At 60.0% G+C, this 14,291-nt stretch carries 10 protein-coding genes and 2 pseudogenes; 6 read left to right on the top strand and 6 right to left on the bottom strand.

What is annotated here, in order from left to right; genetic code table 11:
* Window positions 1-6: 6 nt before the first annotated feature.
* The gene (locus tag ACTJK7_RS01900; RefSeq protein ID WP_323150763.1) at window positions 7-1,653 is read left to right on the top strand and encodes a phospholipase D-like domain-containing protein; all 1,647 of its coding nucleotides are present in this window, start codon (window positions 7-9) and stop codon (window positions 1,651-1,653) included.
* Between the two features lie 334 nt (window positions 1,654-1,987).
* Window positions 1,988-3,544 carry a TerC family protein gene (locus ACTJK7_RS01895; RefSeq protein WP_064381336.1) on the top strand — a complete coding sequence of 519 codons (1,557 nt, stop codon included), beginning with the start codon at window positions 1,988-1,990 and terminating at the stop codon, window positions 3,542-3,544.
* Window positions 3,545-3,549: 5 nt separating this feature from the next.
* Here the strand turns inward: ACTJK7_RS01895 and ACTJK7_RS01890 are convergent, their stop codons facing one another.
* The 6 genes and pseudogenes from ACTJK7_RS01890 to ACTJK7_RS01865 form a co-directional block, all read right to left on the bottom strand.
* On the bottom strand, window positions 3,550-4,626 hold the full coding sequence (locus ACTJK7_RS01890; RefSeq protein ID WP_108562217.1) for a GGDEF domain-containing protein: 1,077 nt from the start codon (window positions 4,624-4,626) through the stop codon (window positions 3,550-3,552).
* Entirely contained in the window at window positions 4,610-5,488 is an 879-nt protein-coding gene (locus ACTJK7_RS01885) for a DUF4434 family protein (protein ID WP_108562214.1), read from the bottom strand. Before ACTJK7_RS01885 ends, ACTJK7_RS01890 begins: the two co-directional genes overlap by 17 nt.
* On the bottom strand, window positions 5,488-8,646 hold the full coding sequence (locus ACTJK7_RS01880; protein ID WP_440779568.1) for an NfrA family protein: 3,159 nt from the start codon (window positions 8,644-8,646) through the stop codon (window positions 5,488-5,490). Before ACTJK7_RS01880 ends, ACTJK7_RS01885 begins: the two co-directional genes overlap by 1 nt.
* Window positions 8,643-10,817 carry a cyclic di-3',5'-guanylate-activated glycosyltransferase NfrB gene (gene nfrB / locus ACTJK7_RS01875; RefSeq protein ID WP_323150759.1) on the bottom strand — a complete coding sequence of 725 codons (2,175 nt, stop codon included), beginning with the start codon at window positions 10,815-10,817 and terminating at the stop codon, window positions 8,643-8,645. The genes ACTJK7_RS01880 and nfrB overlap by 4 nt, the downstream gene beginning before the upstream one ends.
* Window positions 10,818-10,855: 38 nt before the next feature.
* Window positions 10,856-10,978: pseudogene (locus tag ACTJK7_RS01870) on the bottom strand (non-hydrolyzing UDP-N-acetylglucosamine 2-epimerase); the annotation flags it as partial.
* 175 nt (window positions 10,979-11,153) lie between these two features.
* Complete coding sequence (locus ACTJK7_RS01865) at window positions 11,154-11,585, bottom strand: thioredoxin family protein (protein WP_108562207.1); 432 nt, start codon at window positions 11,583-11,585, stop codon at window positions 11,154-11,156.
* Between the two features lie 314 nt (window positions 11,586-11,899).
* On the opposite strand from ACTJK7_RS01865, the gene ACTJK7_RS01860 reads away from it, so the two are divergent.
* The 4 genes and pseudogenes from ACTJK7_RS01860 (at window position 11,900) to ACTJK7_RS01845 (ending at window position 14,283) form a co-directional block, all read left to right on the top strand.
* A complete protein-coding gene (locus ACTJK7_RS01860) occupies window positions 11,900-12,148 on the top strand; it encodes a type II toxin-antitoxin system Phd/YefM family antitoxin (protein WP_007960251.1) in 249 nt (82 codons plus the stop codon).
* A pseudogene (locus tag ACTJK7_RS01855) lies at window positions 12,138-12,420 on the top strand (type II toxin-antitoxin system RelE family toxin). The gene ACTJK7_RS01860 and the pseudogene ACTJK7_RS01855 overlap by 11 nt, the downstream one beginning before the upstream one ends.
* A 300-nt stretch (window positions 12,421-12,720) precedes the next feature.
* Window positions 12,721-13,569, top strand: coding sequence for a transporter substrate-binding domain-containing protein (locus tag ACTJK7_RS01850; protein WP_064381340.1), 849 nt, complete (start codon window positions 12,721-12,723; stop codon window positions 13,567-13,569).
* A 51-nt stretch (window positions 13,570-13,620) separates the two neighbouring features.
* Window positions 13,621-14,283, top strand: coding sequence for an amino acid ABC transporter permease (locus ACTJK7_RS01845; protein ID WP_007960243.1), 663 nt, complete (start codon window positions 13,621-13,623; stop codon window positions 14,281-14,283).
* The last annotated feature ends 8 nt before the right edge of the window (window positions 14,284-14,291 follow it).

Raw genomic sequence — 14,291 nt, 5'->3', positions numbered from 1 at the left:
TGAATCATGCGCGTACTGGTCGCCAATCCGCAGGACGATTTTCGCGTCAAGGCCTACGCCGGCACCAACGGCGTGCTGCTCGCCATGGACCTCGCCGAACCCCGCCGCAAAGGCTTGCTGGGGTTTGCCATCGAAAAGCAGCAGGGCGACAAACCGTGGCTGTTCCTGTTCAACAGCCTGACCTTTCCCGGCAGGGCCCATACCTTCCCGCAGTTCCACGCCACGCCGAGCGATAAGGCACCGCTGCAGAAATTTCGCTGGGCCGATTACGCGGTCAATCCGGGCATGACGATTCACTATCGCGTGCACCTGGCGTATGGCTCGCCGGATGCGCCGCAACTGGGTGAAGTGCTGGAACTGACAATCTGCTCCGACGACGGTCATCCCGCCAATCAGGGCGTGATCTTCAACCGCGCCGTGGCCGCCAGTCAGGCGTTTCAGCGTAAATTCCCCGATCTCGACGCACAGATCAGTGCCAACAAGAACATGCCCATCGAAGCCTGGCCCGATGCGGCGCGTCAGTGGCTGGAGAACGGTCTGCTCGGGCGCCTGCAAGGGTTTATCGAGCGTGCGGTGGACGGGCAGTGGGCGCTGGACATCGCGATCTACGAATATCAGTTGCAAGCCATCATCGACACGGTGAACGCGGCGTTCGATCGAGGTGTTCAGGTGCGTGTGCTGTATCACGCCCGGCCCGACGACGAAGACACAACGATCAACGAAGCTAGCCTTGCGAAACTGCCGGTGAGCAGCAAGCGCGGGCGGGTCACCCACAATATTTTCCATAACAAATTCATCGTCCTCAGCCGCCTCGACGCAGGCGGCGAACGTCAGCCGCAAGCGGTGCTGTGCGGCAGCACCAACTTCACCGCCAACGGCGTGTACCGCCAGGCCAACGTGGTGCATGTGCTGGACGATTCGCCGGTCAGCGCGAGTTACCTGAAAACCTTCGAGCAGATCTGGGCCGAGCCGGCGGACGTCGGCGCCACCCGTGACTGGATCAGCCAACACAACCCGATGAACCCGGCGCAACCCCTGTTCGCCGGGTTCTCCCCGCGCACCGGCGGCGCCGACTTGCGGGAGTTCGTCGAGATCATCGAGGGGGCGAAGAAAGACCTGCTGTTCGTCACCGCATTCGTCTTGCCCGACGCGATTCTCAACGCGTTGCTCGGCCAGCCCCACGACGACATCCTGCGTTACGGCCTGCAAAACACCGTCAGCCGCATCACCGGGTTTCACGCCGACCGAACTGCCGAATTCGCCGCCACCGCATTGCTCAACACCGGGCTGGAAGGCTGGCTGCGGGAAAACATGAAAGGCCAGAAGGGCAACTTGCTGGTGCACACCAAAGCGGTGGTCTCCGACTTCACCAGCGACAGCCCGACGATCATCAGCGGCAGCCACAACCTCAGCACCTCTGCCAGCACCGGCAATGACGAGAACTACCTGATCATTCGCGGCGACACCGATCTGGCGGACCGCTATGGCCTGGAGCTGCTGCGGTTCTACGAGCACTACCGTTTCCGCTACTTCGCGAAAAAACTGGCGTTGAAGCAGGTGCAGCCGTTGGCGGCGGATGACAGCTGGACCAACGATTACTACGTCGAGGGCGACCTGCGCCGGTTGTCTCGCCTCAGGTTTGCCGGGCGTTAGCCCTTAACATCCGTTGGTTGCCGATGCTGACGGGGACGGCGATAAGCTGGCGGCGTACAGATTTTGAAATGATTTCCAGCTGTAGGAAAAGTCATCTGAGCCTGTACGCTTCAAGGCCTTTTTTCATTCAGGATTTGCATGAACACCCTCTCGGAGCCTCCCAGTTCTATTCCAGGAACCCCGTTCCCCTCGCGCCACGGCGCGGTCTTGACGCACTCGCAACATCCGGTCTTCCGACTACCGACTATCGTTGTTGGCGCAGCCTTTGAGCTTTCGCGCCGCACTTTGCCGTGTCCGGCAGCCTGAATTCACTGACGAGAGATAGAGACAGATTATGGAATGGTTAGCCGATCCCACGGCATGGCTGGGCTTGTTGACACTGATCGTGCTGGAACTGGTACTGGGTATCGACAACCTGGTGTTCATTGCGATCCTGGCGGACAAACTGCCGCCGCATCAGCGCGACCGCGCACGCATCATCGGCTTGAGCCTGGCGCTGATCATGCGTCTTGGCCTGCTGGCGAGTATTTCCTGGCTGGTCACCCTCACGGCACCGTTGTTCGAGGTGTTCGGCAAGAGCTTCTCCGGCCGTGACCTGATCATGCTGTTTGGTGGTGTGTTCCTGTTGTTCAAGGCGACCATGGAGTTGCACGAACGGCTGGAAGGCCATGTCGGCGAACGTTCGACCAACACCGCTTATGCGCTGTTCTGGCCTATCGTGGCGCAGATCGTCGTGCTTGACGCGGTGTTCTCCCTGGACGCAGTGATTACCGCCGTGGGCATGGTCGATGAACTGGCGGTGATGATGATCGCGGTGGTCGTGTCCATTGGTGTGATGATCGTTGCCAGCAAGCCGCTGACCCGCTTCGTCAATGCCCACCCGACGGTGATCATGCTGTGTCTGGGCTTCCTGATGATGATCGGTTTTGCCCTGACGGCCGAAGGCCTGGGCTTCCACATCCCGAAAGGTTATCTGTACGCGGCCATTGGTTTCTCGATCCTCATCGAGATCTTCAACCAGATCGCCCGCGCTCGTCGCAAACGCTCGATGCAGGGCTTGCGCCCGATGCGTGAGCGCACGGCTCACGCGGTGATGCGTCTGTTGGGTGGTCGCAAACTGGCGGTGGAAGAAGTCGGCGAGGAAATCTCCGACTTGCTGGACAACGGTGAAGCGCCGAGCACGGAGCTGTTCGACCGTCGCGAGCGGGTGATGATCAGCGGCGTGCTGCAATTGGCCGAGCGACCGATTCGTGCCTTGATGACGGTGCGCGCCGATGTCGATCACATTGATCTGGCCGACGACGCCGAGGCTATTCGTACACGGTTGATGCATTCGTCCTACTCGCGCTTGCCGTTGATTCGTAACGGCGCAGTGGATGAGCCATTGGGCTTCGTGCACAAGAAGGAATTGCTCAAGGAGTATCTGGCCGGCAACGAGCCGAACCTGGAACACCTGGCGCGCAAGACCGTCAATCTGCTGGACAGTTACTCGATCCTCAACGCACTGGAGCAAATGCGTGCGGCCTCGACCCACATTGCCTTTGTGGTGAACGAGTTCGGTGACTTTGTGGGTGTGTTGACCATGACCGATATTCTCGAGTCGATTGCCGGCGAACTGCCGGACGCCAGCGAAATCGCTGGCCCCGACGTGGTCGAGGAGCAGGGCGGGTTTATCGTCAACGGTGCGCTGAACCTGACCCGCATCCGCGAACACACCGGTTTTCGCGCCGAGCCGACCGAGGATTACCAGACCCTGGCCGGGCTGGTGATGAGCCTGCTGGATCGCCTGCCGATGAAGGGCGATCGTCTGCAGCATGAAGGCTGGGGCATGACCGTGATGGCGGTGGAAGAGCGTCGCGTGACGCGGGTGTTGCTGGTGCGTGAGGCGTGACGGCCTCACTGATGAAAAGTGTACCGGTCCTTGCCGGTATGCTTTGACTCGTACAACGCTTCGTCAGCCTTGATCAGCGCCTGGTTGAGGGTGTCGCCGTCCTCGACCCGGGCCAGACCGATGCTGATGGTCACCGGGTGCCGGGTCGGTTGCTCACGCACCACCCGGCACAATTCCCCGGCCAGCGCCTCGACATCTTCGCGGCGCACACCGGCCAGATAGATCGCAAACTCCTCACCGCCCAGTCGGGCATATTCGAAGCGTGACATCACGGTTTTGATGTCCGCCGCGATGCGCTTGAGCACTTCATCGCCGATGTCGTGGCCGTACACGTCATTCACTTTCTTGAAGTTGTCGATGTCGATCATCGCCAGGTAATGGTCATGCTCGCGCGGTACGGCTTGCAGGGTTTTTCCGGCGCGGGTCATGAACGAGCGACGGTTGGGAATTTCGGTGAGGGTGTCGTTGTAGGCTTGATCCAACAGCAGTTTGGACATGATGTAGTTGTAGAGCTTGGCCTCGCGCAGCTTCAGAAACGTATAGATCGTCAATGCGCAGAGAAAAACGCTGTAGGCGATGGTCATCACGCCTTTGAGTTCCAGCAGGTCGATGCCGGTGTTCATGAACGGATTGAGCACCAGCCAGGTGATGACCTGGGCACCGAAGAACGACCAGCGGCTGAGCGGCAGTACTGAGGCGCTGTACAACGTAGTGGCTGCGGCGAGCACCAGCCAGATGCCATGAAAGGTCGGCGGCAGGCCGTCGATCACCATTCGGATGCCGAGTGTGATGATCACCACGAATGTCAGGTTCAGCCAGTCGAAGTGTCGGGCCTTGCGGGTGAACATCAACACCACAGCAAGAATCGCAAAGGCTGCAATGAACACCATCGAACGCCAGGTGAATCCCTGATTGCCGATGAAGCTGACGATCAGGTCGAAGGCCAGCCAGATGCCGATGCTCGCCAGGTAGATCAACAGGCAGAACGAATGCAGCCGCTCGAACTCATGCTGTATAAACTCGCTCCACAGTTCGGCGGGCGCGCTCTTTTTCAGGACTTCGTCTTCAATGGTTTTGTACATTGCTGCCCAGATGCTTGCGTTGGTTGTCGAGGATTACCGAGCCCCACGGTCGATAACGCAGGGAAAACACCGCGTTCTGATGACAGCCGGTCGAGGTCGCATCCGGGCTGGCCGGTTCGGCACGGAAGGGCTCGCCCTCGCGGCTGACCTGGCGGAAGGCTTCGCGCACGATACCCACGGAGCAGGGCAGCGCACTGGCGTAACTGTTGCGCACCAGTGGTGACAAACGACCGGTTCCCGCGCCGTCCTGCCACCAGACCTGCGCCCCGGCCGCCGTCAATTCGCCCAGCCATTGAGCGTTGACCGCCGGGGCCAGTTTGCCGGCACTGAAGGCGCTGACATGCAGCGGGGCATCCAGCTTCGCAACGAAGTCCTTCAACTGACGCGCAAGCGTGGCCCGCCGATCTGCCGCCAGAAAGTGCAGGTCATCCAGTTCCAGCGGCAGATACCAGCCACTGACCGGCAGTTTCCAGTCCTGGCGCAGTTTCTGCTGCTGGGCCAGCGACTGGCCCAGTTGTGCCTGCCAGTAGGCACCGAGACCGGCGCTGTCCAGTTCATCGATCCGTTTGTAGTAAGCCGGGTCCATCGCCAGGCCGAGCACCAGTTGCAGACCTTGTCGCTGAGCGAGTTTCAGGCTGTTGGCGAGCCAGCCATTGGCGCCGCCGAAGTCCGAGTCGCCATAGGCCGTCCACTGCACGATCACGGTTCGCGTGCCTTGCTTCGCGGTGTCTTGCCAGACTTTCTGCCACTGCGCCTGGGTCAGGCCTGCATCGACATTCAGCGGCTGATAGAACACCCGCTCATCGGCCTTGGCGACAGTGGCGCTCATCAGCAGGCATATACACAGCATCCATCGAGCCATCAGAAATTCCACTCCACGCCCAGCAGCACACCATTGCCGCCTTCATACAGATTGCCGCCCAGCGATTGTTGGTATTCGGTGCGAACCGTCAGTTTCGAACGGTAGGCGTTGTAGCGATCCTCGTCGTACCACCATTGCCAACGCAGGCCGACACCGGTGCGCAGGTCCTGACGCCAGTCGTTGCTCGGGTCCTGGCTGGCAAATTCGAGGAAGCCGTAAGGCATGATCGTCTGGGCTCCGCTGAACGGCAGTTTCCATGCATGACCTTGCTGGAAGCGCGACAGCCACTGGTGATCGCCGGCCTTGGTCCACCACGCGGCGTCGAGGTACAGGAAACGCTCGTCCCAGTCGTTTTCGTCGACCCGCCAGTCGTTGCGGTACTTGCCCTGATCGAGGAATGAGGCGGTGGCGCGCAGCAGGTAGTCGGTGGTGGTGTGGCCGTCCTTGCGGTGATCGTTGACCTGATCGAACAGTTTTTCCGGCACCAGCATCTGGCCGAGGCTCAGGCTGTGGCTATCGTTATCGTCGAACTGGCTTTGCTTGTAGATCTCGCCGTAGAAGTTGATGTTCTGTGTGCCCCACGGTTTGTAGCGCAGGCCGACACCGGCGGCGAGGGACTCGGCGTAACTTGAGCGACCTTGTCCGCCCAGCAAGACGCGTCCGTACACCGACAGCGTGCTGCCGGCGCGGCTTGGTTCTTCGCCCAGGGCGTGTTCCCACATTGCCAATTGCACATTCTGCGAATCCGAGCGACGGCGTGAACCTTTGCTGTCATCCGGGCGCACGAAGTCATTGGTCGAGATCCCGGCTGGCGACCAGGTGTTGGCAATCGTCCGGCTGTCACGCAGGGACAAGGTTTCATGGGCGCGGCGCTGGCGATAACGGCGGGCCTCCATGCTGCCATCTTCGTCATCGGCCGCCACCGGGTTCTGCTCCAGATCGATCACCCGGCGCAGTTCCTTGCGCGCGGAGGCGCTGTCTTCGACTTCGTCGTAGCGCCAGGCCAAGGTTTCGCCGAGGCGGTAATCCTCGGGGAAATCCCGGGTCGCCTGTTGCAGATACGGAATCGCCGTGGCGCGCTCTTCGCGGGTTTCGGCACCGGCCAGACGCATGCCGTAGTCGGCGCGATAACGCGGGTTGTTCGGCTCGCGGCGTACCGCTTCGGCCAGCCATGCAGTGCTTTGCGGCAAGTCCCCGGCCTTTTGCGCGGTGACCGATGCAGCGTAGAAATGCCCGGCATCCGGTGCCTGTTGCAGAGCCTGACGCTGACGTTGCAGCGCCTGGGCGTGATCACCCTGTGCGTCGGCAATGGCTGCGCCGAGGGCCCATTCATTGGCGCCGCGAGCGGTGCTTTGTTGCCAGTAGGTTTCGGCGGTCTGGCTGTCGCCGACATTCAGCGCGCTGCGACTGGCCGTCAGACGCGCGTTGTCGCTGAGTTCGGCGGTCGGGAAGCTGCGCCAGATGGCCAGTGCGCCGGCAGAATCACCGGCCGCTTCCAGGGCATAGGCCAGCGGCAGATGACTGCCGCGATCGCCGAGCTTTTCAGCCTGCTGGTAATAGATGACGGCTTCACCCGGGCGATCAGGCATGGCGCAGCCACCGAGCGCGCGGTAATCGCCAGCCGCTTGCGGGTGGCTGCCGATGGCTTGCTGCACGGCGTCGCACTGGCCGGTCTCCGCAAGTTGCGCGAGCAGTTGGCCGCGCGTGGCACCGTCCACCCGATTGAGCAGGAGCGCCATGCGCCGCTGTTGCTCGGGTGTCATGGATGGCGCTGCGGCATACAAACCGGCCAGACGCTGCAACGCCGTCGCCGGCAAACGCCCGCCATGACGATCGAACGCGGATTCCAGCAACTGTTGTGCATGTGCGCGATCACCGGCATTTACCGCCAGGTAAGTGGCCTGATTCAGTGAGGAAAGATTGCCGGTTTGCCGGTAGTGCAGTTCCCACAGGGTTTGCGCTTCAATCATCCGTCCCATGCGCTGCGTCAGTTCCGCCCGGCGCTTGACGATATCGGGCGTCTGTTTCTGGCCGGCCAGCCAAGCATTGACTTCGGCGCTGCGACCTTGCTCCTGCCAGATGTCGAGCACCTGCGTTTGCCGCCGACTGTCCCAAGGCTCCGGCAGACGGGTGCTTTGCAAAAGGTCAGTGGCTTGCAGGCGCTGGGCGAGTACCAGCCAGGTCTGTGGGTCGTCCGTCGGCGTACAGCTGCGCAGTTGTTGGAGCGCCGCTTCCGGATCCTGACGCGACAGCCATTCGGCGGTTTCGAGGCAAGGCCGTTGCAGATCGTTGCTCAGGCGCTGCACGGTGGGCACGTCTTCGGTCTTGCGCGCCAGTTCCCACAGCCGCTGACGTTGCGCCGGATCGGCGAGGTCGCTGGCCGGCAGCGACTGCATCCAGCGTTGGGCCTGCTGCTCGTGACCCATGGCGATGGCGCGGTCGACCATCGCCAGGCGAATGTTGCGAGCGGCTTCGGGACTCGGCGCCTGTTGCAGCAGTTGCTGCAGCGGCTTTTCATCGAGCCGCTGCACGTAAGCGTTGGCCAGCCGTTGCCAGCCTTCGGCGTCCAGTTGTTTGCGTGCGGCCAGCGGTGCCAGTTGGTCGATGGTGCCGCTCCAGTCGCGCAGTTGCTCCGACCAGTTGGCGCGGGCCAGACGCAGGATATTGTCATCGCCCTTGGGCGCCAGTTGCGCCAGCCAGTCGTGGGCCTTGGCCGCGCCGCCGAACTTGGCCAGGCTCAGGCTGTAGGCCTGCCAAAGACGCACACGGTCATTCAGGCTGCTGGTGGCCATCCAGTCTTCAACTTGAGTGCTGGTCGGAGGATCCTGTTCGATCCAGGTCAGGCGCAGATCGAGCAGGGCGTTGCTGTCGTCCGGCAACGCTTGCAGTGCTTCCTTGTAACGACGTTGTTTGGCCAGGGACTCCACCAGCAGTGCCCGGGCCTCGTCATTTTTCGGGACCTTTTCCAGCAAGTGGCGCATCAGGCGTTCGACTTCTTTCCAGTTACCCTTTTTCGCCTCGCGATAGCTGCGGTCCATGTAGGGATAGCTGCGGAACTGTTCAAAGTCGCTCAGCGGTGCCGCTTGCAGCGGACACGCGGTGCTCAGGCCCAGCAGCAGGCTGCCCATCAGCAAGGTTTGACGATGCACAGGCTTCATGCGACCTCCCGGACAATGCGGTAGGCGGCTTGCTGTTCGCTGGCCTGATCGGCCAGGGCCTGTTCCAGTACTTCCTGGGTAATCATGCCCCGGGAAATCAGGTGTTCACCGAGTGACATTTTCTCGGCATCGAAGTCGATCAGCGCCTGATTGAACAGGGTCGGCGGAACCATGCCGCGCACCTGCAACAGATTGCCCAGCAGCACCTGATGGCGGCTGACCCGTTCCAGCAGGACCTCATCGTCCTGATGGCGCTCAAGCACTTCGAGCATATGACGCACTTCCTCATTCTGGCGGGGGCTGGCGTACCAGTAGCGAATCCCCAATGTGACGCGGCCCTGTGGTGCGAGACGGCTGCGCACCGGGCGTTTCAGTTGACGGCTGATGGCGCCGAGCGAGACCTGGCTGACCGGGCCTTCGGAGGCCAGGATCAGGGTGTCTCCTTCTTCGGCCACCGGCAAAATGCCGTAGTGGGAAGCGACCCGGCGTGGTACGGCATCGATCAGGCGTTTGTCGAGCTTGAATGGATTGAGTGGCGCCCATTCCAGATCAAGCTGTTCGGCCAGGGTTTGCACGAGTTGGGTGCTGTTGATGTATTCACGCAACAGCAGTTCGCGCCCGAGGCGCCGGCGTACCGGGCTGGTGATCGCCGCTTCCAGTTGCTCCTCGGTAAGCAGACCTTTTTCCACCAGCCGATGGCCAAGTGGAGTGCGCTGGGCCTTGGTCAGCGCCGGGAATTCGTGAGTGGTTTTGTCCCAGGCCACACGCCGCGAATCGCCCATTTCCATGACCTGACGCAAGGCGCGCAGGTTGGCGAAGAAATTGACGAAGTTGCTCCACATCATGCGCGGCGCTGACAGCAGACCTTCAACCAATCCGTAGTAACGAGTGACAAACCAGCCGCGCTGGAACAGGCGGTTGAGCAGCATCAGGCCGTTGAGCCACAGCAGCACCGAGAGCAGCGAACTGTCGGCGAGGATCGAGGGGTAGCGCCACGAGTCCGGGGAGATGATCGTGACCGCCCACATCGCCAGCAGCACCAGGAACAGCAGGTTCACCAGAAAGCTCAGCAAATAGGCGATCAGCCCGCGACGGTCGCGCCACAGGAAGTAATTGAGCAGACCTTTGCGGCTCCAGCCGAGGTTCTTGGTGCCCTGGAAGACGATGCCGACAATCCACCGCGATTTCTGCCGGATTGCGTGTTGCAAGTCACGCGGGAAATGTTCCCGGACACAGATCACCTGAGAGAACTCGCGGTTCATGCCGAACACCCAGGGTTGCTTCAGCGCCAGTTTTGGATCGCTGACCGAATAACGGGCGAAGATGCATTTCATGCCTTTCTGCTTGAGGCGGAAACCGATGTCGTAGTCCTCGGTGAGACTCTGCACATCGAAGGCAATACCGTCGCCGTCTTCCAGCAGGGCGCTGATGGCTTTACGGCTGAAGCAGGTGCCGACGCCAGCGCTGGGTACCTGGCCGGTGAGAGCTTCGCGGACGATGACATCCTTGCCGTGGTTTTCCGCGAACTCATCGACGTAGTGCCCGGCGGTGAAGCCTTTCCACTCCGGTGCGTAGGGGTAAACCGGAATCTGGATCAGGTCCTTGTTCGGCAACAGATAGTTGTAGAGGCGCAATTCCATCGGCGAAATCACGTCTTCGGCGTCGTGCAGGATGAACCCGGCGAACTCGATTTTCGCCTCGCTCTCGAAGCGCAGGATTGCGTCGATGATGTTGTTCAGACAGTCGGCCTTGCTGGTCGGGCCGGGTCGGGCGCAAACCACTTTGTGCACGTTGGGGTAGTGCTGGCACACCGCGTCGACATCTGCCTGGGTTTCGGCGTCGTTGGGGTAGGTGCCGACGAAAATCTGATAGTTCTCGTAGTCGATGGTCGAGGCCGCCAGGCGCGCCATTTCACCGACCACGCCGACTTCGTTCCACGCCGGCACCATGATTGCCAGCGGTTTCTCGGGAATCGAATACAGGCGCTCCTCGTCGGCACGCTTGAATTTCTCGTAGATCCGCCAGCGCCGGATGAACTTGCGGCTCCAGTACACGAGGTCGATGAACAGGTCATCGAGCCCGAGGATGAACATCAGCAGGGCGAGGGCAATCGCCACATATTTGAGACCGAACAGCACATACGCGAAGAAATCGACCCAACCCAGACTCATACCCCTTTACCCACCGCCGAGCGTGCGCTCAGCCAGGCGTGGAGGCGGTTGGAACAGATGTTGAGTGTGATGTCGGGCCACTGACGCAGAATCCGGGCCAGCGGAGCCATTTTGATGGCCTCCGGGCGAGTGCCGAAAACCATCATGACTTTAAAGGACATTGACCCCTCCTGGGACGTAGCAAGGCTGCGACCCGAGGGCCGGCAGCGCTCTTCTCTTTCTGAGAAATAAAGAAAAGCAGCCGGATTGGAGCTTGTCCAATCCGGTCTCGAGGCTAGTTGTTACAGATCAATTGGAACGACGGTGCCATTGCTTGATGGCTCTTAGGTGGCAATTTCAGGAAAAATTCCACCGTTTTGCGCGGGGGATGGTGCAGAGGGTGCTGAGGGTGTGGCGCAGCCAGTTCAGGTCATGGGCCGATTTGCGCGGTACAGCGGGGTGACGGGTTTTGCCGAGGAATTGGGTGAAGTCTTGCAGGAGGGATTCTTCCGAACCGATGCCTTTCAGTTTTTTGACCAGAACGCCTTCCTTGTAGAACAACACTGTCGGTGTGCCCGTGACATCCGGATGTCGACACGACTGTGCGGTATCGAGCATGAAAATATCCATCCAGGGCCGAAAGGGCTTGGCGATCTCAAGAAAGACCGGGCCGGAAAATTCGCAGGCCCCGCAGCGTCTGTTGAAAAAATACAGGACGACAAGGCGCCTGGCTTTCAAAACCTTCCGATACGTCGGGGGCAACGCTGAATATCGAGTCGGCGTCATCATTGGAGCCTCCTGGTCAATGAGTCTGGAAGGCCTTTGAAGTTAAAGCAGGGCAAAACGGCGGTCTACTGTCAGAAATTACAGGTAGTTCCTGCAAAGGATGATTTCGTCCCACTTTGATGCAAGAGCATTCCCTCAGAAGACTCAGATCCGTGGAGGCCAGGCAGCTGGTATCGTTTTTCAGGCATTTATCAAAGGAGCTTCTGATGGGCAGCGATGCGGGTTTGAAAGCAGTTTCCGTAGCAAAAGGATTGAAGTCAGATGCGTCCTGGAGTGCTATTTTCAGCACTCTGAAAAGCACTCCGAGGCAAACCTTCATGACTCATATTGTCCTTTCCCAAGTCGTAGCAAGCATTTCCGAACTGAAAAAAAATCCCATGGGAACTGTCGCAGCAGGCGGCGGTGATTCAGTCGCAATTCTCAACCGCAATGAGCCGGCCTTTTATTGCGTCCCGGCAAAAGCCTATGAAGCGCTGATGAATCGCCTTGAGGATCTGGAGCTGATTGCTCTGTGCAAGGAACGGGAAAATGATCCGACCATAAAGGTCTCGATAGATGACCTATGAGCTGGAGTTTTCGGAGAAGGCCTGGAAAGAATGGAAAAAGCTTGATGCGAATCTCAAGGAGCAGTTGAAGAAGAAACTTCAGGAGCGACTTGAGAATCCGCATGTTCCAGCCGACCGGCTCAGAGGACTCGGAGGGGCTTACAAGATCAAGTTGCGGAATGTCGGGTATCGACTGGTCTATCGCGTCAAAGCACGAAGTGCTGCTCGTGACAGTCATTGCCATTGGTAAGAGGGAGCGGGGAGACGTATACAAAATTGCTACCGAACGTTGATCCTATTGCCTGCATCTGCTCCAGCATCTCTTACGATAACAAATGGGCACTGCCCCTGAATCGATCACCCGTGCACCGACTGGGAACCTGTTACCCGCATTGTTGTAGCCAACGGTAGCGCACGCTCCGCTCTCTCACTGTTTCTCTATTTTTCCTTCTTACGTATCTCTTTGATTCCTGTGAATTTTCAAACCGGTGCAGATTCCCCATGAATCCTGTGGCACACTTTCTGCTGTCTATTCCGTAGTAACAAACCGTGTTCCGGTATAGCGGAATAAACAATCCTCTGGAGTGCTTGCCATGCATCGCCGACCTTCCTTGTTCAATGCGTGTGTTTTTGTTCTCGCGGCTTCGTCCGCTGTCATGGGTATGGCCCAGGCGGCCGACAGCAAGCTCGACAGCGTCCTGGCCCGTGGAAAACTGATTGTGGGCACCGGCAGCACCAATGCGCCGTGGCACTTCCAGGGCGCGGACGGCAAGTTGCAGGGCTTTGATATCGACATCGCCCGGATGGTGGCCAAAGGTCTGTTCAATGATCCGAGCAAGGTCGAGTTCGTGGTGCAGTCGTCCGATGCGCGGATTCCCAACCTGCTGACCGACAAGGTCGACATGAGCTGCCAGTTCATCACTGTCACCGCCAGCCGTGCGCAGCAAGTGGCGTTCACTCTGCCGTACTACCGCGAAGGCGTCGGCCTGCTGCTGCCGAACAACAGCAAGTACAAGGAAATCGAAGACCTGCAGGCCGGTGGTGACGGCGTGACCGTAGCCGTGCTGCAGAACGTGTACGCCGAAGAACTGGTGCATCAGGCGCTGCCCAAGGCCAAGGTCGATCAGTACGACAGCGTCGATCTGATGTACCAGGCGGTGAACTCCGGCCGCGCCGATGCTGCCGCCACTGACCAGTCTTCGGTCAAATACCTGATGGTGCAGAACCCTGGTCGCTACCGTAGCCCGACTTATGCCTGGAGCCCGCAGACCTACGCCTGCGCCGTCAAACGCGGCGATCAGGACTGGCTGAACTTCGTCAACACCGCCCTGCATGAAGCCATGACCGGCGTCGAGTTCCCGACTTATGCCGCGTCGTTCAAGCAATGGTTCGGCGTGGATCTGCCATCGCCTGCCATCGGTTTTCCTGTCGAATTCAAATGATCCCGTGAGAGTGGGGCGCCCTGATGCGCCCCGCTCAAGGTACTGCCGACCATGAACTATCAGTTGAACTTTGCTGCCGTGTGGCGCGATTTCGACACCTTGCTGGCGGGGCTCGGTCTGGGCCTCGAACTGGCGCTGGTGTCGATCGCCATCGGTTGCGTGATCGGCCTGCTGATGGCGTTTGCCTTGCTGTCCAGGCATCGCGCCTTGCGGGTGCTGGCATCGGTGTATGTGACGGTGATCCGTAACACGCCGATTCTGGTGTTGATTCTGTTGATCTACTTTGCGTTGCCGAGCCTGGGGATCCGGCTGGACAAGATCCCGTCGTTCATCATCACCCTGTCGCTGTATGCCGGGGCGTACCTGACCGAAGTGTTCCGCGGTGGTTTGTTGAGCATTCCCAAGGGCCAGCGCGAAGCGGGGCTGGCCATTGGGCTGGGCGAGTGGCAGGTGAAAGCCTACGTCACCGTGCCGGTGATGTTGCGCAACGTGCTGCCGGCGCTGTCGAACAACTTCATTTCGCTGTTCAAGGACACCTCGCTGGCCGCCGCAATCGCGGTGCCGGAGCTGACCTACTATGCGCGCAAGATCAACGTCGAGAGCTACCGGGTGATCGAAACCTGGCTGGTGACCACGGCGTTGTATGTCGCGGCCTGTTACCTCATTGCCATGCTGCTGCGTTACCTCGAGCAGCGTCTGGCGATTCGCCGATAGGAGGCTGC

This window comes from Pseudomonas sp. 22085, assembly GCF_052045815.1.
Taxonomy (GTDB): domain Bacteria; phylum Pseudomonadota; class Gammaproteobacteria; order Pseudomonadales; family Pseudomonadaceae; genus Aquipseudomonas; species Aquipseudomonas glycinae.
This window is presented reverse-complemented; position numbering and strand designations above follow the sequence as displayed.